The 20,034-nt window shown below is 54.5% G+C and carries 20 protein-coding genes; 8 read left to right on the forward strand and 12 right to left on the reverse strand.

From position 1 onward, the window contains the following. Positions 1–2: 2 nt before the first annotated feature. From ABO_RS06570 to ABO_RS06595, 6 genes are all read right to left on the reverse strand, one after another. Positions 3–428, reverse strand: coding sequence for a GNAT family N-acetyltransferase (locus ABO_RS06570; protein ID WP_035458240.1), 426 nt, complete (start codon positions 426–428; stop codon positions 3–5). A 10-nt stretch (positions 429–438) separates the two neighbouring features. Then, positions 439–1,572 (reverse strand): JmjC domain-containing protein, encoded by a 1,134-nt coding sequence (locus ABO_RS06575; protein WP_011588555.1) that lies wholly within the window; start codon positions 1,570–1,572, stop codon positions 439–441. Beyond that, on the reverse strand, positions 1,572–2,942 hold the full coding sequence (gene purB / locus ABO_RS06580; protein WP_011588556.1) for an adenylosuccinate lyase: 1,371 nt from the start codon (positions 2,940–2,942) through the stop codon (positions 1,572–1,574). Before purB ends, ABO_RS06575 begins: the two co-directional genes overlap by 1 nt. A gap of 135 nt (positions 2,943–3,077) precedes the next feature. Continuing rightward, positions 3,078–3,719 carry a high frequency lysogenization protein HflD gene (gene hflD / locus ABO_RS06585; protein WP_011588557.1) on the reverse strand — a complete coding sequence of 214 codons (642 nt, stop codon included), beginning with the start codon at positions 3,717–3,719 and terminating at the stop codon, positions 3,078–3,080. Continuing rightward, positions 3,716–4,810, reverse strand: a complete 1,095-nt coding sequence (gene mnmA / locus ABO_RS06590; protein WP_011588558.1) for a tRNA 2-thiouridine(34) synthase MnmA — start codon at positions 4,808–4,810, stop codon at positions 3,716–3,718. The genes hflD and mnmA overlap by 4 nt, the downstream gene beginning before the upstream one ends. 6 nt (positions 4,811–4,816) lie before the next feature. Further along, entirely contained in the window at positions 4,817–5,284 is a 468-nt protein-coding gene (locus tag ABO_RS06595; protein WP_011588559.1) for an NUDIX hydrolase, read from the reverse strand. Positions 5,285–5,410: 126 nt separating this feature from the next. Here ABO_RS06595 and moaC point away from each other — a divergent pair, with 126 nt between their 5' ends. From moaC to ABO_RS06610, 3 genes are read left to right on the forward strand one after another with little or no spacing between them, the layout of a single operon-like run. Continuing rightward, the gene (moaC, locus tag ABO_RS06600) at positions 5,411–5,893 is read left to right on the forward strand and encodes a cyclic pyranopterin monophosphate synthase MoaC (protein ID WP_011588560.1); all 483 of its coding nucleotides are present in this window, start codon (positions 5,411–5,413) and stop codon (positions 5,891–5,893) included. A gap of 1 nt (position 5,894) precedes the next feature. Further along, entirely contained in the window at positions 5,895–6,149 is a 255-nt protein-coding gene (gene moaD, locus ABO_RS06605; protein ID WP_011588561.1) for a molybdopterin converting factor subunit 1, read from the forward strand. Beyond that, a complete protein-coding gene (locus ABO_RS06610) occupies positions 6,146–6,592 on the forward strand; it encodes a molybdenum cofactor biosynthesis protein MoaE (RefSeq protein WP_101234981.1) in 447 nt (148 codons plus the stop codon). Before moaD ends, ABO_RS06610 begins: the two co-directional genes overlap by 4 nt. On the opposite strand, the gene ABO_RS14225 is transcribed toward ABO_RS06610, so the two are convergent. Next, positions 6,525–7,145 (reverse strand): pseudouridine synthase, encoded by a 621-nt coding sequence (locus ABO_RS14225; protein ID WP_011588563.1) that lies wholly within the window; start codon positions 7,143–7,145, stop codon positions 6,525–6,527. The two genes, ABO_RS06610 and ABO_RS14225, sit on opposite strands and share 68 nt — an antisense overlap. A 221-nt stretch (positions 7,146–7,366) precedes the next feature. Between ABO_RS14225 and ABO_RS06620 the strand changes: the two genes are divergently transcribed. Then, positions 7,367–9,589 carry an NADP-dependent isocitrate dehydrogenase gene (locus ABO_RS06620; RefSeq protein WP_011588564.1) on the forward strand — a complete coding sequence of 741 codons (2,223 nt, stop codon included), beginning with the start codon at positions 7,367–7,369 and terminating at the stop codon, positions 9,587–9,589. 390 nt (positions 9,590–9,979) lie between these two features. Continuing rightward, positions 9,980–11,242, forward strand: a complete 1,263-nt coding sequence (gene icd / locus ABO_RS06625; RefSeq protein ID WP_011588565.1) for an NADP-dependent isocitrate dehydrogenase — start codon at positions 9,980–9,982, stop codon at positions 11,240–11,242. A 47-nt stretch (positions 11,243–11,289) separates the two neighbouring features. Here the strand turns inward: icd and ABO_RS06630 are convergent, their stop codons facing one another. Then, positions 11,290–11,544 carry a cold-shock protein gene (locus ABO_RS06630; RefSeq protein ID WP_011588566.1) on the reverse strand — a complete coding sequence of 85 codons (255 nt, stop codon included), beginning with the start codon at positions 11,542–11,544 and terminating at the stop codon, positions 11,290–11,292. 255 nt (positions 11,545–11,799) lie between these two features. Here ABO_RS06630 and clpS point away from each other — a divergent pair, with 255 nt between their 5' ends. Both clpS and clpA read left to right on the forward strand, forming a co-directional pair. After that, complete coding sequence (clpS, locus tag ABO_RS06635; protein ID WP_101234987.1) at positions 11,800–12,156, forward strand: ATP-dependent Clp protease adapter ClpS; 357 nt, start codon at positions 11,800–11,802, stop codon at positions 12,154–12,156. A gap of 35 nt (positions 12,157–12,191) precedes the next feature. Continuing rightward, positions 12,192–14,459: an ATP-dependent Clp protease ATP-binding subunit ClpA gene (gene clpA / locus ABO_RS06640; protein ID WP_011588568.1), complete on the forward strand. Its 2,268-nt coding sequence runs from the start codon at positions 12,192–12,194 to the stop codon at positions 14,457–14,459. A gap of 127 nt (positions 14,460–14,586) precedes the next feature. On the opposite strand, the gene infA is transcribed toward clpA, so the two are convergent. The 4 genes from infA to trxB all read right to left on the reverse strand — a co-directional run bounded on the left by infA (position 14,587) and on the right by trxB (position 17,363). Then, the gene (gene infA / locus ABO_RS06645; protein ID WP_007149029.1) at positions 14,587–14,805 is read right to left on the reverse strand and encodes a translation initiation factor IF-1; all 219 of its coding nucleotides are present in this window, start codon (positions 14,803–14,805) and stop codon (positions 14,587–14,589) included. 100 nt (positions 14,806–14,905) lie between these two features. After that, a complete protein-coding gene (locus ABO_RS06650; protein WP_011588569.1) occupies positions 14,906–15,634 on the reverse strand; it encodes an arginyltransferase in 729 nt (242 codons plus the stop codon). Positions 15,635–15,663: 29 nt separating this feature from the next. After that, positions 15,664–16,392 carry a leucyl/phenylalanyl-tRNA--protein transferase gene (gene aat / locus ABO_RS06655; RefSeq protein WP_011588570.1) on the reverse strand — a complete coding sequence of 243 codons (729 nt, stop codon included), beginning with the start codon at positions 16,390–16,392 and terminating at the stop codon, positions 15,664–15,666. 23 nt (positions 16,393–16,415) lie between these two features. After that, positions 16,416–17,363, reverse strand: coding sequence for a thioredoxin-disulfide reductase (trxB, locus tag ABO_RS06660; RefSeq protein ID WP_011588571.1), 948 nt, complete (start codon positions 17,361–17,363; stop codon positions 16,416–16,418). Positions 17,364–17,715: 352 nt separating this feature from the next. On the opposite strand from trxB, the gene ABO_RS06665 reads away from it, so the two are divergent. Then, positions 17,716–20,034 (forward strand): DNA translocase FtsK, encoded by a 2,319-nt coding sequence (locus ABO_RS06665; protein ID WP_011588572.1) that lies wholly within the window; start codon positions 17,716–17,718, stop codon positions 20,032–20,034.

The following is a 20,034-nucleotide window of genomic DNA, read 5'->3' on the forward strand; positions in this document are numbered from 1 at the left end:
GCTTAGAGCAGGGGTTTGAACATTTGCCGGTGGGGAATGTTGGCATCCATGAAAATGCCTCCAGACACCGAAAAGCCAGCCGCTTCGTAAAAGCTGGTGGCGTGGGTTTGGGCGTGTAGAAAGATTTCTTTCATGCCGTTGGCTCGTGCCGTTTCTTCTGCAGCGACCAGCAGTGAACTGCCAACACCGTAGTTGCGCTGCTCGGAGAGTACGCACAAACGGCTGATCTGCCCGGTGGGCAGCAAGCGAATACAGCCCACAGGCTGTTGCTCGGCGTCCAAGGCCAGAAAGTGAATGGCGGCGGCGTCTTCGCCATCCCATTCCAGTTCTTCCGGTACGTGTTGTTCCTTGATAAATACGGCTTGGCGGAGACCACGCAGCGCGGCTTCGTGTTTGTCCCAACGGGTTTCGATAATGCTGATAGCCATAGGGGTCTCGTTATAGTGGGGAAAAGTAGCCCTGTTCAATCCATTCATGAAGCAGTTCTCTCGCGGTGGGCGTCATAACGGCGTCCAACTCGCGTTTCTGGTAGCGTCTTTTACTGGCCAGTAGCTGCACCAGCGGTTGTTGTTGTTCTGTTAGTGTATGAGCCTCTCCGTTTAGCCAAGCAAGTTTGCCCTGCATGAGCAGGCGCACACTGCCGTGGCGCACCAAAGATACGTCACTATCGCGTTCGCGGATATGGTGTTCATCTACCGCAAATTCAAGGCCCTCTAATCGAGGGGTGGAGAGCCAACGATAAATGGCTCGCTCGATAGCCTCGGGGTGCAGAAGGTCCAAAGCTCCACGCACCAGCTGCTGCCGATCTGTGTCGGCCAAGATTGAGGGATCAGTAGTGATTCCTCGGTCCGGGTCAGTAAAGAGTTTGCTGTCGGATTCGGCTAGGCATTCACCGGCGATCTCTGCCATCAGCATTTGGTAATCCGGAGCGCGAAAGCCCACCGACCATGTAATGCAGTCGCTGTCTTCGGCGACCCCGTGATGGGCCACCCCGGGTGGCAGGTAAAGCACATCGCCGGGTTGCGCAATAAACTCTTCACGAACGGGCATTTGCGCCAGCAATTTCAGCTCGTCGGTAGCCTGGCGAGGGCTGCTTTCGTCGCACACGTCGCCGATCTGCCAGCGACGACTGCCGCTTGCCTGGATCAGGAAAACATCATAACGATCAAAATGCGGGCCAACGCTGCCGCCTTTGGCCGCGTAGCTAATCATGATGTCTTCCACCCGCCAGTTTGGCAGAAACGCGAAATCGTCCAGTAGCAGCGAGGTTTCAGTGAGAAAGTGATCCACAGACTGAACGAGCAGTGTCCAATTTTTCTCACCGAGGGCCTCGAAAACATTGTCGTCGAGGGGGCTTTGCAGTACCGACCAAGGGCCGTTGCCTGCACCAGTTATGACCCGGGCTTCGACTGACTCTTCCAAGGCAAGTCCGGCCAAGGTGTTTGCATCCGGCTGATCCAGGCCGCTGGCAGCACCGGGCATGAATAAAGGACGTTTCTGCCAGTGCTCACGCAAAAACGCTGCCGGGGTAAGCGGCAGCGTAAAGGAGGGCAGTTGCGCTGTGGCCGGCATTAGATGCTACGCGCTTGCTGGGCAGCATTGCCCACATAGGTGGCCGGGGTCATGGCTAGCAACAGCTCCTTGGCCTCGTCGGGAATGGCCAGCTCATTAATGAAGGCTGTCAGCGTCTCTTGGTTGATGCCATCCTTGCCGCGGGTTAGCGCCTTGAGTTTTTCGTAGGGCTTCTCGATGCCGTAACGACGCATAACGGTCTGGATAGGCTCTGCTAGAACCTCCCAGGCAGCGTCTAGATCCTCGTCCAGGCGAGCCGGGTTAACCTCCAGTTTGCCAATCCCTTTTAGGCTTGCCTCATAGGCAATCACACTGTGCGCCAAGCCTACGCCAACGTTACGCAGTACGGTGGAGTCGGTCAGGTCGCGCTGCCAGCGGGACATGGGCAATTTGGCGGCTAAATGGTCCATGATGGCGTTGGCTAAGCCCAGGTTGCCCTCGGAGTTCTCGAAGTCGATAGGGTTAACCTTATGCGGCATGGTGGAGGAGCCGACTTCACCTTCCACTGTGCGTTGCTTGAAGTAGCCTAAGGAAATGTAGCCCCACACATCACGGTCGAAGTCCAGCAGAATGGTATTGAAACGCATCAGGGCGTGGAAAAATTCGGCAACGCAGTCGTGGGGTTCGATCTGGGTGGTAAAGGGATTGAAAGTAAGCCCCAGGGCTTCCACAAAGCGACGTGCAAAAGCCTCCCAGTCCACGTCTGGGTAGGCGGACAGGTGAGCATTATAGTTGCCCACGGCGCCGTTGATCTTGCCGAGCAATTCGACGCCAGCAAATTGGTCACGCTGGCGTTGCAGCCGGGCAACCACGTTAGCCATTTCCTTGCCTACGGTGGTAGGGGAAGCTGACTGGCCATGGGTGCGAGATAGCATCGGCTGATCTGCTTGGGCGTGGGCCTGTTTGCGGATAGCGCTAATCACTTGATCCATTTTCGGCAACAGGATTTCACGGGCTTCGCGCAGCATCAGGGAATAAGACAGGTTGTTGATGTCTTCACTGGTGCAGGCGAAGTGCACGAATTCACTCATATTGGCCAGCTCATCGTGCTCGGCCATCTTTTCTTTGATGAAGTACTCTACCGCTTTCACATCATGGTTGGTGGTGGCTTCGATGGCCTTGATGCGCTCGGCATGTTGAGGCTCGAAATCTCGAGTGATACCACGCAGGTTCCAGGCCGCTTGGCCGCTCATCAGGGGAACTTCAGGGATGTTCTTATCGTGGGCCAGCTGTTCCAGCCAGCTGACTTCCACATGGACGCGGAAGCGAATCAGGCCGTATTCACTGGTGGTATTGCGCAGTGCATCGACTTTGCTGGCGTAACGACCGTCTACCGGTGAAATGGCAGTCAAAGAGGTAAGGCTGGACATGTCAGGCTCCCGATTTTCGTCGAAATAGGTACGTACACGTAGAATCCAAAGGCGGCGCAATCATACAGCAAAATTGCGCAAACTGCGCCGTTACGACGATGAGCCGACAATGTTGCTATTATTTACTTTAAAATATTATCGCAAGCCATTGATATCAATTGATTCAATGACGCTAATAAGGCGCTTTCTTTGAAACAGTAAGTGCCAGCGTCGCCCGCCCAGCTGGTGCCAGAGGAAGGCGGCACGCACTCCGGCCAGAAACAGCGCGCGGATGCGTGCGGCCTTGTTGTCGTCTTGCAGGTGGGCCGGCTCGCCCTTTACCTGAATGCGAAACCGGAAAGTACCTAAGGTATCTAGATAAATACCGGCAATTCTGTGGCAAAAGGCATCATCTGAAAATCGATCAAAGTGGGCCTGTTGACCACTCAACGCCAGTAATCGATTACGCAGGATGCTTACGGTGTCTTCATTGTTGCGCAATTTGCCTGCCAGGTGCAGCAGAGCAAGGCCATAGTTGAGCGGCCGCAGATTGGCGCCACGAGAATCCTTACTCAGGCTCCGGCTAAGCAAGCTAACGCCTTCACGAAGCAGGCCTGGCTGGCTGTAAACGCCATCGAAGTTATCCGCATCCAGCTCCATGACGCCAGCAATTAGCGCTTCAAAGGCCTGTGAGTCACAATCACCACGCTGGGCCACATCATCGGCAAGTTGGGCTGCTTCGAACACGGCGGCCAGGGCCAGCAGCTGCTGTTGTTCTGGCGAAAAACGTTCGCTCATGCCGTTTCCTCAATCACCGCGCCGCCCAAACAGACTGGGCCATCGTAGAACACCACGGATTGCCCAGGCGTGACGGCGCGTTGTGGTTCATCGAATGTCACGGTTACGCGGCCTTCGCCGGCATCGCTAACGGTGCAGCCCTGATCGGGCTGGCGGTAGCGGGTTTTGGCGGTGAGCCGGGCCGGCAAGGCCGGCGCTTCCAGTGCGACCCACTGCATTGGCGCACTGTTGAGTACGCGGCTGTAAAGCAGAGGGTGGTCGGTACCTTGTACAGCGATCAATACGTTACGTTCCAGGTCTTTCTTGGCCACATACCAAGGGGCTTCACTGGCGCTGGCCAGCCCACCGATGCCGAGCCCCTGACGCTGGCCCAGCGTGTAATACATCAGGCCGTCATGCTGACCAATCACGTTGCCATGATCGTCTTCAATGGAGCCTGGCTGGGCGGGTAGATACTGCTCCAGGAAATCCTTGAATCGGCGCTCACCGATAAAGCAGATGCCGGTGGAGTCTTTCTTTTTGTGATTATCAAAGCCTTTTTGCTCTGCGATTCGCCGTACTTCAGGTTTTTCCAGGTCGCCTAGCGGGAACAGGGTGCGGTCAAATTTCTGATAATCCACGGCATGCAGGAAGTAAGTCTGATCCTTGTTGGTGTCTACGGCGCGCAGCAGTTTTGCTTTGCCAGTATGGCTTACCTGTGAGTAATGGCCGGTGGCAATGTAATCGGCGCCTAAGGTGATAGCGTGATCCAGAAACGCTTGAAACTTAATTTCCTTGTTGCAGAGGATATCCGGATTAGGCGTGCGCCCAGCCTTATATTCGGCCAGAAAGTGAGCGAACACTCGATCCCAGTATTGCTCTGCGAAGTTGGCAGTATGCAGCTCGATACCCAGTACGCCTGCCACTTGCATGGCGTCGAGTAGGTCTTCGCGTGCGGTGCAGTAATCGGTGCCGTCGTCCTCATTCCAGTTCTTCATGAACAGACCTTCCACCTGATAACCCGCATCGATCAGGCGGGCGGCGGCTACGGAGGAATCCACACCGCCGGACATACCGACGATGACACGGGTGTCTTGGGGAGCCTTAGTCATGGCGAATCATCCTCTCTGCAGAGGCCAGGGGTGCTGATAAATGCTGTCCAGGGGCAATCGGCGGCCGGACAGGTAATCATCCAGGCATTTTTCCACCAGCGCACTGCGATGTTGGTGGCGGCGAGCACGGAACTCATCCGGGCTCAACCACTCGGCTTCCAGAATACCGGTATCGAGTTTCTGTTTCGGGTCGTGGCTGATTGGACGTGCCACGAAGCAGGTGCGGTAATACACGCCGGCTCCCTTGTGCGGCTGAAAGATATACCAGCCGAGCAGGTCGGTGATTTCTACCTGCCACGCGCTTTCTTCCAGCGTCTCACGGTATGCGGCTTGCATTAGGTTCTCACCGAATTCCACATGACCAGCGGGCTGGTTCAGTACTTCCTCGCCCTTGCTCATTTCACGGACAAACAGGAAGCGGCCATCTTGTTCGACTACGCAGGCCACAGTAATGTGCGGCTCAAAGCTGTTCATAGCGTATCCTACCGGGGAAGCGCCGACGGCCCAGGCGGGCTGATGACGGTACTTCATTCAATTCTGGAAAGGCGAGAATGGTAGCGCAGCGGCGCCACAGACAACAGGGCGGAGACACCTCTGAGCATGACTGAACAACGATTTACCCACCTGGACGACAGTGGTCGGGCCCAGATGGTCGATGTGACCGATAAGGATATCACCCAGCGTGCGGCCACCGCGCAAGCGCGGGTGCGGATGCAGCCGAGCACCCTGCAAATGATCTTGGCTGGCGAGCACCCCAAGGGTGATGTGCTTGCTACCGCACGGATTGCGGGCATTCAGGCAGCCAAAAAAACCTGGGACTTGATTCCACTGTGCCACCCGCTGTTACTGACTGGGATCACGGTCACCATTGAGCCAGAGGCCGACGATGCGCTGTGTGTACAGGCGACCTGTAAGCTTAAAGGTACTACCGGCGTGGAAATGGAGGCGCTAACGGCTGCGTCCGTTGCTTGCCTCACGCTGTATGACATGTGTAAGGCGGTGGATCGCTGCATGGTGATTGAATCTGTGTGCCTGCTGGAAAAATCCGGTGGTCGTAGCGGGACGTTCCGGAGGGAAAGATAAAATGATTGAAATTCGTTTCTTTGCCGCTCTGCGTGAGCGGGTCGGCTGTGACAGCCTGACGGTCACTGCGCCGCAAGGCACCGACACGGTGACGGCGCTGGTGGCGTGGCTGGAAGAAGACAATCCGGCGGTAGCCCGGGCGCTGGAGGCTACACCCCATTACATGGTGGCGGTGAATGAGGTGCTGAGCCAAGAACAGACAGCCATCCGTGATGGCGATGTAGTGGCCCTGTTTCCTCCGGTGACCGGAGGGTGAAGGTTTGGGTGGCAGTAACCGGCGCGGCACTTGAGCCGGCGGCACCGACAGACTGGTTGCGCGATCAAGGCCTTAGCGGCGCCGTGGTGCAATTCAACGGACAGGTGCGCGATGAGCAGGGCAGAGTGGAAGCGCTTCACTTAGAGCATTATCCAGGCATGACAGAAACGGTGTTGCGCACCATTGTTGAGCGTGCGGCAGACAAATGGCAACTCAATGGTGTTTGGGTGGTGCACAGAATTGGCACCATGGCGGTGGCTGAAGACATTGTGCAGGTAGCGGTCAGCGCCTCCCATCGCCAGGATGCGTTTGCAGCCTGCGCCTTTATCATGGACCTGCTAAAAACCCGGGCGCCATTCTGGAAGAAAGAACTTATTAACGGCCATTGGGTTTGGGTCCAGGCCCGCCAGAGCGATGCCGAGGCCGCCGATGCTTGGCTGTAGCGGGCTTTGGGGCGTGAACCATCATAGAACGGGACTCCCCTGGCGCCAAATCGGCAAGAGACCAATCACCGATTTGCCAGCGAATCAAGCGAAGGGTGGGGTGGCCGATGGCTGCGGTCATTCGCCGCACCTGACGATTGCGACCTTCGTCTATAGTGAGACTGAGCCAGCTATCCGGTACTGTTTTACGCGACCGGACAGGAGGCGTGCGCGGCCACAAGCAGGGATCATCGATTAAGCTAACCTTGGCTGGCCGGGTAGGCCCATCCTTGAGACGAATGCCTTGGCGTAGTTTTTGCAGTTCCTGTGGCCCGGGCTGGCCCTCCACCTGAACCAAATAGGTTTTGGGAAGCTTGAACCGTGGATCACTGATGCGTGCCTGAAGCGCACCGTCATCGGTCAGCAACAACAGGCCTTCAGAATCCCAGTCCAGTCGGCCGGCCGGATACACTCCCGGTACGCAGACAAACTCGCGCAACGTTCGGCGGCCTTGATCGTCGCTGAACTGTGACAGGACCCGGAAGGGTTTGTTAAGTAATATCAATTGTGCCATAGGCTGTGAGCGTCAATGACCTAAACAGAAGTTGTTACAGGCATAGTTACTGCCGCTTGTCCTAACAAGGCTAAACGGTCAGTGCTATACTCGCCAGCCTATGCAAAATACAGTTTTATTCGGAGGGAACACTGTTGTTTCCTGCCCGCTGATCTGACGGTCAAAAGCCGACTGAAATCAGGCGGAAAGCTCTACCAATACAATTGGGACCTTGTAAATCTATGACCACGCCTAAAATTATTTATACCATGACCGATGAGGCGCCAGCGCTGGCGACCTATTCCTTTTTGCCCATTATCGAGAAATTCACTTCTATCGCTGGTATTGAAGTAGAAAGCAGTGATATCTCCCTCGCAACGCGCATTTTAGCCAGTTTCCCTGAATATTTGTCAGAACAGCAGAAGGTAAAGGATACACTATCTGAACTGAGTGACCTGACCCAGGATCCTGAGGCCAACATTATCAAGCTGCCAAATATCAGCGCCTCCATTCCACAGCTTAGAGAAGCTATCGCTGAATTGAACGAGCATGGCTACGCGGTGCCGGAATATCCTGATGAGCCTCAAAATGAGAAAGAGAAAGATATTCAGGCTAGGTACACCAAAATTCTGGGTTCCGCAGTAAACCCTGTACTTCGTGAAGGCAATTCTGACCGTCGCGCGCCGATTGCGGTAAAAAATTACGCTCGAAAGAACCCGCATAGCATGGGGTATTGGAGTCCTGCTTCACGCACCCATGTTGCACATATGCGCGGGGGCGATTTCTTTTCCCATGAGACCTCGTGCACTATCGACAAGGCCTGCAAGGTACGCATTGAATTTGAGGATTCAAACGGTAATATCACCGTGAAGAAGCCGGATTTGGCGCTCCTCGATGGCGAAGTCATTGATGCCATGTATATGAGCAAAAAAGCACTCTGTGCTTTTTTTGACGAGCAAATCGAAGACGCGAAGAACACGGGGATGTTGTTTTCCCTGCACGTGAAAGCGACCATGATGAAGGTGTCACACCCTATCGTGTTTGGTCATGCTGTGCGTTGTTTCTACCGGGAGTTGTTCGAGAAACACGGTGAGATTCTCGAGAAAATCGGCGCCAACCCTAATAATGGCCTGAGCAACATCTATCAGAAAATTGAAGAGTTGCCGATTTCCCAGCGTTTGGAAATTGAATCCACAATTCGGGCCTGCTATTTGCACCGTCCGGAGTTGGCCATGGTTGATTCAGACCGAGGTATTTCTAATCTTCACGTTCCTTCAGACGTTATTGTGGATGCCTCTATGCCGGCGATGATTCGCCAGGGCGGCAAAATGTACGGTGCTGATGGCAAGCTGAAAGATACCAAAGCGGTGATCCCTGAAAGTACCTACGCGACTATTTATCAAGAAGTAATTAATTTCTGCAAAACCCACGGCGCCTTTGATCCGGTTACCTGTGGCTCCGTGCCTAATGTTGGTTTGATGGCGCAGAAAGCAGAAGAGTACGGCTCTCACGATAAAACGTTCGAAGCCACCGCAGACGGCTCCATGCGTATCGTTCGAGAGGACGGTGAGGTGTTGCTAACCCATAAAGTGGAACAGGGTGATATCTGGCGTATGTGCCAGGCAAAAGACCTGCCAATTCGGGACTGGGTCAAGCTAGCGGTGGTACGTGCACGGCTGAGCAATACCCCGGCCATTTTCTGGTTGGATAAAGAACGGGCCCATGATGCACAGCTGATTCTGAAGGTTAAGGAATACCTGAAAGACCACGATACCGAGGGTCTTGATATCCGGATCATGTCTCCGGTACAGGCTATCCGCTATACCATGGAGCGAATGATCCGTGGCAAGGATACCATTTCAGTAACAGGTAACGTGCTACGTGACTATTTGACGGACTTGTTCCCCATTCTGGAGCTGGGGACCAGTGCCAAGATGTTGTCCATTGTGCCGTTAATGGCGGGGGGCGGCCTCTATGAAACCGGAGCCGGCGGTTCCGCTCCCAAGCATGTACAGCAATTCTTGGAAGAAAATCACCTGCGTTGGGATTCACTGGGTGAATTTCTTGCCCTGTCGGTATCTATTCAAGAGCTCGGCGAAAAATATGGCAACAAAAAAGCCAAGGTGATTGCTGCGGCTCTGGATAAAGCTAATGAGCAGTATCTTGAGCAGAACAAGTCACCCTCACGTAAAGTTGGCCAGCCGGATAATCGGGTAAGTCATTTTTATGTGGCCATGTACTGGGCTCAGGCCTTAGCGGCTCAAGACGATGATGCTGAGTTGAAAGAAAAATTCACAGAAATCGCCTCTTCCCTTAGCCAGAACGAAGAGAAAATCGTTAAAGAAATGGTAGCAGTACAAGGTTCTCCTATTGATATCGGCGGGTACTATAACCCTGATTTCAATAAAGCCTCGCAAGCCATGCGTCCCAGCGGGACCTTTAACCAGATTCTCGAAAAGCTGTAAGGTAAAGCAAGACAGGTCGGCCTGGATCAAACAGGTCGGCTTGTGGCCCGGTGGTAATGCAGAGTAAGCCGACAGCCTGGGGATGAATCTGGCGCTACGGTTCAATTGCTGTGTCTACGGTGCCAGAGGCGCTATTAATAGCCTTTATTATCTGGTGTCTTGCTACCGATCCTATCATTACTTCTCAACGTCTCTCACTCACCCTTTGCCCTATGGCCCACAAGACTGGCTAGAATATGGCTTGGCTGGATTTTATGCCGTCGACCCATGTTGACGACGGGCATGAGGCGCAGCGCGGTTGTGTCTATTGGCGTCTGCCTTCATCCTTTGGGGCAATGAGATACTCGAAAGAAGCGCCTTATTTCGTTTTATGCAGAGGGAGAAGTATAGATGGGATACCAAAAGATTACGGTTCCGGCAGACGGTGACAAAATCACGGTTAACGCGGACCTGTCCCTGAATGTTCCCAATCATCCGATCATTCCTTATATCGAAGGTGATGGTATTGGTGTTGATATTTCACCCGTAATGATCAAGGTGGTTAACGCCGCAATTGAAAAAGCTTACGGGACAAAGCGTGGCATTACGTGGATGGAAGTTTATGCCGGGGAAAAAGCCACGGTGGTATACGGGCCAGATGTTTGGCTACCCGAAGAAACGCTGGAAGCTCTTAGAGAGTTCGCTGTGGGAATCAAAGGGCCGTTGACCACCCCAGTGGGCGGCGGCATTCGCTCTCTCAATGTATCCCTGCGTCAGGAGTTGGATCTTTACACTTGTATGCGCCCGGTGCGCTATTTTGAAGGCGTTCCTAGCCCGGTGACCCACCCCGAGCTCACTGACATGATTATCTTCCGTGAGAACTCTGAAGATATCTACGCAGGGATTGAATGGGCAGCGGATAGCCCGGAAGCGACTAAATTAATCCGTTTTTTACGCGAAGAGATGGGCGTTACCCAAATCCGTTTTCCGGAAGGCTGCGGTATTGGTATCAAGCCAGTATCCCGCGAGGGGACCCAGCGCTTGGTGCGCAAGGCGATTCAGTACGCTATTGATAATGATAAAGATTCCGTCACCTTGGTGCACAAAGGCAACATCATGAAGTATACGGAGGGGGCCTTTAAGGATTGGGGCTACCAGCTTGCCGGTGAACGGTTTGGCGCGCAATTGCTTGACGGTGGCCCCTGGATGACCATGAAGAATCCGCGTACTGGCAAGGAAATCATCATTAAAGATGTAATTGCAGATGCCTTCCTGCAACAGATATTGATGCGCCCGGCGGATTACAGCGTAATCGCAACGCTGAACCTGAACGGCGATTACATTTCTGATGCTCTGGCGGCGGAAGTCGGTGGAATCGGTATTGCGCCGGGTGCCAACATCGGTGGCTCCGTGTCCCTGTTCGAGGCCACTCATGGCACCGCGCCCAAATACACGGGTCAAGATAAGGTGAACCCGGGCTCGCTCATTCTATCTGCGGAAATGATGTTGCGTCACATGGGCTGGAATGATGCAGCTGACCTAATTATTAATGGTGTGGAAGGGGCAATTGCCGCCAAGACAGTAACCTATGACTTTGAGCGGTTGATGCCGGATGCAACATTGTTACGGTGTTCAGAGTTTGGGGATGCGGTGATTGAACATATGGGCGCCTGAGGCGCCCATATGCATTAATACGAATTCACCCAGCCTGCAGCGCAGCGTCAGGAAGGCGTCGTCTGATCTTCAGTGGCCCCTTCCTCATTGCTGGCCTCTTCGTCGGTGCGCAAGTTAATCGCGTGGTAGCCTTTGTTGGCGGGCTGTACATCATATTCCACTGGTTGCCCGGCTTTCAGGCTCTTGTAGCCATCCATCTGAATGTAGGAATAGTGGACGAACAGGTCTTCGCCCCCTTCATCTGGGCGTACAAAGCCGTAGCCCTTGGCGTTGTTAAACCACTTTACTCGTCCCGTTGCCATGGTCCTTCCCTCTGCCTATCCAATGGCGAATATGTTTATTTTTATCCTCAGGCGGTTTGCTGCGGTAAACTCTACCTAAGTGCATTGTGCAACTTTTAAACATGCACAGCGGGGTGTCAACCCTGTGAAATGATCCCGGTAAATTGATTTACCTCAGGGGATTGAAAAAACACCGACCACCCATCATTTCTTCATTGCCTGCTGACGCCAGCAGGGTTACAACCGTTTTGAGGCTTTATGAATTGGCATCCGGTAATGATTGACGAAACAGGCTCGCTGCGTGGCGGGCCGGCAGATTCCTCCTCAGACCCGGATCGGCACGGTGACCTTGCCGTCGAGGAGGCTAAGCCAAAGCTAAAGCCACCGTCCATGTACAAGGTGTTGATGCTCAATGATGACTACACGCCAATGGATTTTGTGGTAGAGATACTAGAAGACTTCTTCAATTTGGACCGTGAGCAGGCCACCCGTGTCATGCTCACGGTTCACACTGAAGGAAAAGCGGTGTGCGGGGTTTACCCGCAAGACATCGCCGAAACAAAAGCCACGCAAGTGGTGGAATACGCCCGGGAGAATCAGCATCCGTTGATGTGTCAGGTGGAACAGGCCTGACACTCTCCTTGCGGGCCCTGCAGTGAGGTAGCCTTATGCTCAGCAAAGAACTGGAAATGACGCTTAACGAGGCGTTTCGTCACGCACGTGGCCATCGTCATGAATTTATGACAGTGGAGCATTTGCTGCTGGCGCTGCTGGATAACGAGGCGGCCGTCGAGGTCTTGCGCGCCTGCGCCGCAGACCTGGATGAATTGCGTGATGCGTTATCCCAATTTATCGAAGACTCCACACCGTTACTGCCGGATACCGATCCTGAGCGCGACACCCAGCCCACGCTTGGTTTTCAGCGGGTCCTGCAGCGTGCGGTATTCAGTGTGCAGTCGTCAGGCAAGAAAGAAGTGACCGGCGCCAATGTGCTGGTGGCAATCTTCAATGAACAGGAAAGCCAAGCCGTCTATTTCCTCAATTGCCAAGATATTCACCGCTTGGATATCGTCAATTTTATCGCCCATGGCATTTCCCAGATTGAAGATGCGGATCCCTCTGTTGAAACCGAAAAGGAAATGGAGGCTGGCCAAGAAAGTGCGGCTTCGGCCAGAGCGCTGGATAACTACGCCACCAATTTGAATGAGCTGGCCCGAGAGGACCGCATTGACCCGCTGGTGGGCCGCGCGTTTGAGATTGAGCGAGCGGCGCAGATTCTTTGTCGTCGCCGCAAGAATAACCCCTTGCTGGTAGGCGAGCCCGGGGTGGGCAAAACCGCCATCGCGGAAGGCCTGGCGCGGATGATCGTGGAAGAGCAGGTGCCTGAGCCGCTGCTGGATGCAGTCGTCTACTCGCTGGATCTGGGAGCTCTGCTGGCTGGCACCAAGTACCGTGGGGATTTCGAAAAACGCTTGAAAACCCTGTTGGGCGAGCTGAAGAAAGAGCCTAATTCGATCCTGTTTATCGATGAGATTCACACCATTATTGGTGCCGGTGCCGCCTCCGGTGGGGTCATGGATGCCTCCAACCTATTGAAGCCGCTGTTAGCCTCCGGTGAACTGAAATGCATGGGTTCAACCACCTTCCAGGAATACCGCGGTGTATTCGAGAAGGATCGGGCGCTGTCTCGTCGTTTCCAGAAGATTGATGTGGTTGAGCCGTCTGTTGAAGACACGGTTGGCATCCTAAAAGGGCTGAAGAGCCGTTTTGAAGCCCATCATGATGTCAGCTACACGGACGGAGCCTTGAAAGCGGCGGCGGAGCTGAGCGCCCGTTATATCAATGATCGCTATTTGCCGGATAAGGCCATCGACGTGATCGATGAAGTGGGCGCTTGGCAGAGGCTGCGCCCACAGGACGTGCGCAAACACACTATCGAAGAAACCGATGTGGAAGATATGGTGGCTAAAATTGCCCGTATTCCTCCCAAGCAAGTGTCGTCATCCGACAAGGAGTTGCTGCGCAATCTGGAGCGTGACCTGAAGATGACCGTCTTTGGTCAGGATGAGGCCATTGATACCATTTCGGCAGCCATCAAACTGTCCCGCGCTGGCTTGAAGGGTGAACATAAACCTATCGGTAGCTTCATGTTTGCCGGTCCCACAGGGGTGGGTAAAACGGAAGTAAGCCGGCAACTGGCCCGTGCCTTGGGTGTGGAGCTGGTACGCTTTGATATGTCCGAATATATGGAACGCCATACGGTGAGCCGCCTGATTGGCGCGCCTCCCGGCTACGTGGGCTTTGATCAGGGCGGTTTGCTGACCGAGGCGATCACCAAAACGCCACACTGTGTGTTGCTATTGGATGAAATCGAGAAAGCCCACCCGGAAGTGTTCAATATCCTGCTGCAGGTGATGGACAATGCCACGCTGACCGACAATAACGGCCGTAAGGCGGACTTCCGTAACGTGATCTTGATTATGACCACCAATGCGGGCGCGGAGGTGCTCAACAAGCGCTCTATCGGCTTTACTGAGCAGGACAACAGCACCGATGGCATGGAAATGCTCAAGAAGGTTTTCACACCGGAGTTCCGCAATCGTCTTGATGGCACCATTCAGTTCTTGCCGTTGACCAGCACGGTTATCTTGGGTGTGGTCGATAAGTTCCTGGTGGAATTACAGGCCCAGCTGGATGAGCGCGCAGTGGTATTGAATGTGGATGATGCAGCCCGCACCTGGTTAGCTGAAAAGGGTTACGACAAAGATATGGGGGCACGCCCCATGGCGCGTTTGTTACAGGAAAAAATCAAGAAACCGTTGGCAGAGAAACTGCTGTTCGGTGAATTGGCCGGTGCCGGTGGGCAGGTCAATGTCACTGAGAAAGACGGGGACCTGGTGCTTTCTGTGGAAGCGACCACGGCCGAACCTGCTTAAATAGGAGGGAGCAGGGCGTTTTCTTTGTTAGAGTGCGCGCCCTGTTGCTCTTTATTATCAAACACCAACAAAAAAACCCGGCTATACCGGGTTTTTTTGTTGGTGTATCGGCCGAAGCCGTTCCAGACTATTTCATCCGGAAAGTGATGCGTCCCTTGGTGAGGTCATAGGGAGACATTTCCACTTTTACACGATCCCCTGTGAGGATGCGGATATAAAACTTACGCATCTTCCCGGAGATATGGGCCGTAATTACATGACCGTTGTCCAGCTTCACACGAAACATCGTGTTAGGCAGAGTATCAACGATGACACCTTCAAGTTCGATTTGCTCTTCTTTCGCCATCCAACAATTACCTTGGGTTACCGGCTATTAGCGACGCGCAATTGTGCCGTAAAAGGGCGCTGGCTGCAAAAGAAGTTGGGAAATGGGTGCAACAATAGGCTCAATCCCCGGAATCATTGGGCTCCGACTGCTCTTTCCAGCTGCCGCTGGCAAGAATCTCCAGGGGTTGGTACTGGTTTTTGTAGCTCATCTTCTGGCATTGGCGAATCCAGTAGCCCAAATACAGGTAAGGAAGCCGCAGTCGCTGACACTGTTCAATCTGCCACAACAAGGCCATAACACCCAGGCTGCGTTCTGGCAGGGTTGGGTCGAAAAATGTGTACACGGCGGATAGGCCGTCATTAAGTTGGTCGGTAACGGCCACAGCCAGCAGCTTTCCCTTCTCGCGAAATCCGTAGAAATGCGTGTCGGCCCATTCGCAGGTAAGAAAATTGGTGAACTGTTCCTCCGAAGGCGGGTACATGTCGCCGTCACCGTGGCGATCGTTGATATAGGCCGCATAAAGGGTGTACAGCTCACGACTGAAGCGAGCAGGCTCGCGGTGCACGGTCAGATCCGCATTGTGTTTGAGGATACGACGGTGACGGCGGCGGGGGAGGAAGTCATCCACCCGCACTCGGGCTGGAATACAGGCATTACAACTGTCGCAATGGGGGCGGTACAGGTAGTCACCGCTGCGACGAAATCCCAGCAGGCTCAGTTCGCTATAAAGCTCCGGTGATAGCGCCGCCTGGGGGTCCACAAACAGAGTAGACGCCTGGCGGTCTTCTAGGTAACTGCAGCCATGGGCTGGGGTGCGAAAAAAGCGCAGTGTGGATAAGTCAGTCATGGTGCTAAGTGTAGCTTAGCTGCGGGGCGCTAAAAAGCCTGATGCGCAGCCTGTAGGTCTGGCCAGTCAAAGCGGTCGCCGGGCCAGTGGCTAGGTGCCGGCTGGCTGGGAATCCAGCGTTGAAGATGGGCTTCGAAGGCGCTTCTTGGCATCATCTCGGCACCCATGGACATGAGATGTGGATTCTCGATTTGCGCATCAAGCAGCTGGATATCCAGTTTCCGGGCGAAATTGCGTAACGCCACCAGCGCAACCTTGGAGCCGTTGCGCTGCGGTGATGCCATGGATTCACCAAAAAACATCTGCCCCAACTGGATGCCATAGAGACACCCGGCCAGCGCACCGTTCTGCCAGATTTCCACACTATGGGCATAGCCGAGCTCATGTAATCGGCAGTAGGCTGCTAGCATGTCTTCGCTTATCCAGGTGCCGGCTTCGTCTTGCCGTGGGGCGGCACAGGTGCGCATCACTGTTTCAAAGGCACGATCGAAGGTCACGGTGAAATCAGCACGGCGCAGATGGCGTGCCAAGCTGCGACTGACATGCAGTTGTTCCAGTTGGATTACGCAGCGCGGGGCGGGGCTCCACCAAAGTATCGGCTGAGATTCAGCGTCATACCAAGGGAAGATGCCGGTCGAGTAAGCCCTTAGAAGAGTATCAGGGCTAAGGTCCGACCCAGCAGCCAGTAGGCCGTCTGGGTCGGTGAGGGCGAGCCGGGTATCAGGGAAGGGTTCTCCAGGTTCCAGCCATGGCACCATAATCGCGGCCCTCGTTTGCGGGACTAGTTTTTCAGGTGGTCCAGGAAGCGTTCAGCATCCAGGGCGGCCATACAGCCTGCCCCCGCGGAGGTGACTGCTTGGCGGTAGATATGGTCAGCCACGTCTCCAGCAGCAAACACCCCTTCTACACTAGTGGCGGTGGCATTGCCTTCGGTGCCGCTAGCGATCTTGATGTAGCCGTCTTTCATTTCCAGCTGGCCGGTAAAAATATCCGTGTTGGGTTTGTGCCCGATGGCAATAAAGACCCCTTGCAGATCCAGATCTTTGCTGCCTTCGCCTTTCGTGGATCTGATGCGCATGCCGGTGACGCCGCTGTCATCACCCAGTACTTCTTCCAGAGTGTGGTCCCATTCAACGGAGATGTTGTCCTTGGCGAGCAGCTTGTCCTGGAGGATTTTTTCGGCGCGTAGGCTGTCGCGGCGATGTACAAGCGTTACATGCTCAGCAATGTGAGAAAGGTACAGCGCTTCTTCAACGGCAGTGTTGCCGCCGCCGACCACGGCCACTTTTTGGCCCTTGTAGAAGAAACCGTCACAGGTGGCGCAGGCGGAAACCCCTTTACCCATGAATGCTGCCTCTGATTCCAGCCCAAGGTACATGGCTGTAGCACCGGTGGCGATGATCAGGGCGTCACAGGTGTAAGTGCCGTTGTCGCCTTTAAGAACGACAGGACGCTGTTTGAGGTCCACCTCATTGATATGGTCGTATACCATTTGCGTATCAAATCGCTCGGCGTGTTGCTGCATGCGCACCATAAGGTCTGGTCCCTGCAGTCCTTCCACATCACCGGGCCAGTTATCCACTTCAGTCGTCGTGGTGAGCTGGCCACCGGGCTGGATCCCAGTAATCACTACCGGCTTTAGGTTGGCTCGGGCAGCGTAGACAGCCGCAGTGTAACCCGCCGGTCCTGAGCCCAGAATAATCAGCCGATGGTGCTGCACGTCGCTCATGTGTTACTCCAGTAGATACGTAGATGGTTGCAGGAAGTCAGTCATGCCATGGAAGGCTGACTTAGCTATGCCAACAGTGGGGGCAAACCCTGCACGTTCAAGGCAGAGAAAAGTACCGGAAAACGCCGGTCCCGTGAAGCCTGATCATGGGCTATCAGCGCAATAGGGAGAATGACGGCCAGGGGCGCGCCGCCGCAGAGCATATGGAATGTGTGCAATAATGCGATGCGCTTGGGCGCACAGGGAGGGTCAAAGCTGGCTGCTCCCATCGCGATTGACTACAATCGCAATAATTTCAATTCGTTATCAGCTATTCTTTATCTCATAGTTTGACTTTATCGAGGGGCAAGGCGTGAGCAAAACGGTTTCCGGGCAAGGACAGTCCGGGTTTTCCCGCCATCTTAAGCGCGGTTTGGTGGAAGGTATGGTGATCGCATTGATCGCCTTTTCCCTTTACCTGCTGTTGGCGTTGATCAGTTTCGATAGCCGTGATCCCGGTTGGACTTTTGTGGGCAATGTGGACGCTGTGCGTAACGCCGCAGGCCGTGCAGGGGCGTTCAGTGCTGATCTGTTGCTGGGATTGTTCGGCTACATGGCATACCTCTTCCCCGTCTTGGTGGGCTTCTGGGCCGGTAAGGTATTGCGTGAACGCCATGCGGGTTTACCAGGCAGTTGGCCATTGTTCAGTTTGCGGCTGGTTGGATTCATTCTCACTATGCTCGCTGGAACAGCCTTGTCCTACATGCATTTCACGGTGGGAGAGAGTTTGCCTGAAGGGGCGGGGGGCATTCTTGGCCATCAAGTCGGGGCTGCGTCTTTGGCAGGGTTTAACCCGCTGGGCGGCACCCTGATTATGGTGGCGTTGTTTCTGATCGGGGTAACGATATTTACCGACTTGTCCTGGATTGCACTGGCCGAAGGGCTCGGTGCTTTAGTGTTAGGGGCTATTGAGAAAGTGCCTGCTTGGTGGCTGGCCCGCAAACGGCAGCGCGAAGAGCAACGACAGAAAAAAGATGCTCACGAAAAGCGGGCCAAGGTGATCAGCGAAGCGAAAAAGAAAGCGGAAAGTCGCACCCCGCCAAAAATCGCCAAGCCGGCCAAGCCGGTGGAAAAGAGTGCACGAGTACAGCAAGAGAAGCAGCAGAAGCTGTTCACCACGGAAGTCACCGGTGAGCTGCCGCCTATTGCTTTGCTGGATCCGGTAGAAGAGAGCAAGGGCGGTTATTCCGACGATGCCCTGGAAGGCATGTCACGTCTGCTGGAAATCAAGCTCAAGGATTTCAACATCGATGCGCAAGTGGTGGCGGTCCAGCCTGGCCCGGTAATTACCCGTTTCGAAATTCAGCCTGCGCCAGGAATTAAGGTCTCCAAAATCACTAATTTGGCCAAGGATCTGGCCCGCTCGCTGGCAGTCATCAGTGTGCGAGTGGTGGAAGTGATTCCCGGTAAAACCACAGTGGGAATCGAGATTCCCAACGAGCAGCGGGAAATGATCCGCTTTACCGAAGTGGTCGGCACACAGATGTTTGACCAAGCCCCGTCCCCTTTGACCATGGCCTTGGGCAAGGACATTTCCGGTGGCCCGGTAATGGCCGATCTGGCAAAAATGCCCCACTTGCTGGTAGCAGGCACCACCGGCTCCGGTAAATCCGTGGGCGTGAACGCCATGTTGCTGTCCATGCTGTTCAAATCCAGCCCGGACGATGTTCGGCTGATTCTGATTGATCCGAAGATGCTGGAACTGGCGGTTTATGACGGTATTCCTCACTTGCTGACGCCGGTGGTGACTGACATGAAAGAGGCGGCCGGTGCGCTGCGCTGGGGTGTGGGTGAAATGGAGCGCCGTTACCGGCTGATGGCGTCCATGGGCGTGCGTAACATTTCCGGCTATAACCGCAAGGTCGAAGAGGCCAAGAAGAAGGGCGAGCCGCTGAAGGACCCACTGTGGAAGCCTGACGACCCAATGAACCTGGACGAAGAAGCACCGCTAGCGGAGCATCTGCCCTATATCGTCATCGTGATTGACGAATTCGCTGACATGATGATGATTGTCGGCAAGAAGGTGGAGGAGCTGATCGCCCGGATCGCGCAGAAAGCCCGTGCTGCTGGCATCCACCTGATTCTCGCCACTCAGCGCCCGTCCGTGGATGTGATCACCGGCCTGATCAAGGCTAACGTGCCATCACGGATTGGTTTCCAAGTGTCATCAAAGATCGATTCGCGCACGGTGCTAGACCAAGGCGGAGCAGAGCAGCTGCTTGGCCATGGTGACATGCTTTATTTGCCCGGCGGCACCAGTGTTCCGGAACGTGTTCACGGCGCCTTTGTCTCAGATGAAGAGGTGCACCGGGTTTGTGACGATTGGCGTAAACGCGGTAAGCCTAACTATCTGGAAGAAATCCTGGAGGGTGGCAGTGACCTTAACGCGCCGATGCCCGGTATGGAGAGCGCCGGTGAAGGTAGCGATGACGAAAATGATCCGCTATATGATGATGCCGTGGCTATTGTCACCGAATCCCGGCGAGCGTCGATTTCATCGGTGCAACGAAAACTAAAAATTGGCTACAACCGAGCGGCCCGTTTAGTGGAAGCCATGGAAATGGCTGGGGTAGTCACAGAGGCCGGTAACAATGGCCAGCGTGAAGTGATCGCGCCACCGCCGGTCAAATAG

Origin of the sequence: Alcanivorax borkumensis SK2 (assembly GCF_000009365.1) — a bacterium.
Taxonomy (GTDB): Bacteria; Pseudomonadota; Gammaproteobacteria; order Pseudomonadales; family Alcanivoracaceae; genus Alcanivorax; species Alcanivorax borkumensis.

Bases quoted from the DNA above. Each gene is read 5' to 3' on its own strand.
- icd (WP_011588565.1), top strand. From the start codon at position 9,980: ATGGGATACCAAAAGATTACGGTTCCGGCAGACGGTGACAAAATCACG.
- moaC (WP_011588560.1), top strand. From the start codon at position 5,411: ATGACTGAACAACGATTTACCCACCTGGACGACAGTGGTCGGGCCCAG.
- infA (WP_007149029.1), bottom strand. From the start codon at position 14,805: ATGGCGAAAGAAGAGCAAATCGAACTTGAAGGTGTCATCGTTGATACT.
- purB (WP_011588556.1), bottom strand. From the start codon at position 2,942: ATGTCCAGCCTTACCTCTTTGACTGCCATTTCACCGGTAGACGGTCGT.
- ABO_RS06575 (WP_011588555.1), bottom strand. From the start codon at position 1,572: ATGCCGGCCACAGCGCAACTGCCCTCCTTTACGCTGCCGCTTACCCCG.
- clpS (WP_101234987.1), top strand. From the start codon at position 11,800: ATGATTGACGAAACAGGCTCGCTGCGTGGCGGGCCGGCAGATTCCTCC.
- aat (WP_011588570.1), bottom strand. From the start codon at position 16,392: ATGGTGCCATGGCTGGAACCTGGAGAACCCTTCCCTGATACCCGGCTC.
- hflD (WP_011588557.1), bottom strand. From the start codon at position 3,719: ATGAGCGAACGTTTTTCGCCAGAACAACAGCAGCTGCTGGCCCTGGCC.
- ABO_RS06595 (WP_011588559.1), bottom strand. From the start codon at position 5,284: ATGAACAGCTTTGAGCCGCACATTACTGTGGCCTGCGTAGTCGAACAA.
- ABO_RS14225 (WP_011588563.1), bottom strand. From the start codon at position 7,145: ATGGCACAATTGATATTACTTAACAAACCCTTCCGGGTCCTGTCACAG.
- ABO_RS06570 (WP_035458240.1), bottom strand. From the start codon at position 428: ATGGCTATCAGCATTATCGAAACCCGTTGGGACAAACACGAAGCCGCG.
- moaD (WP_011588561.1), top strand. From the start codon at position 5,895: ATGATTGAAATTCGTTTCTTTGCCGCTCTGCGTGAGCGGGTCGGCTGT.
- ABO_RS06650 (WP_011588569.1), bottom strand. From the start codon at position 15,634: ATGACTGACTTATCCACACTGCGCTTTTTTCGCACCCCAGCCCATGGC.
- clpA (WP_011588568.1), top strand. From the start codon at position 12,192: ATGCTCAGCAAAGAACTGGAAATGACGCTTAACGAGGCGTTTCGTCAC.
- ABO_RS06630 (WP_011588566.1), bottom strand. From the start codon at position 11,544: ATGGCAACGGGACGAGTAAAGTGGTTTAACAACGCCAAGGGCTACGGC.
- ABO_RS06620 (WP_011588564.1), top strand. From the start codon at position 7,367: ATGACCACGCCTAAAATTATTTATACCATGACCGATGAGGCGCCAGCG.
- mnmA (WP_011588558.1), bottom strand. From the start codon at position 4,810: ATGACTAAGGCTCCCCAAGACACCCGTGTCATCGTCGGTATGTCCGGC.
- trxB (WP_011588571.1), bottom strand. From the start codon at position 17,363: ATGAGCGACGTGCAGCACCATCGGCTGATTATTCTGGGCTCAGGACCG.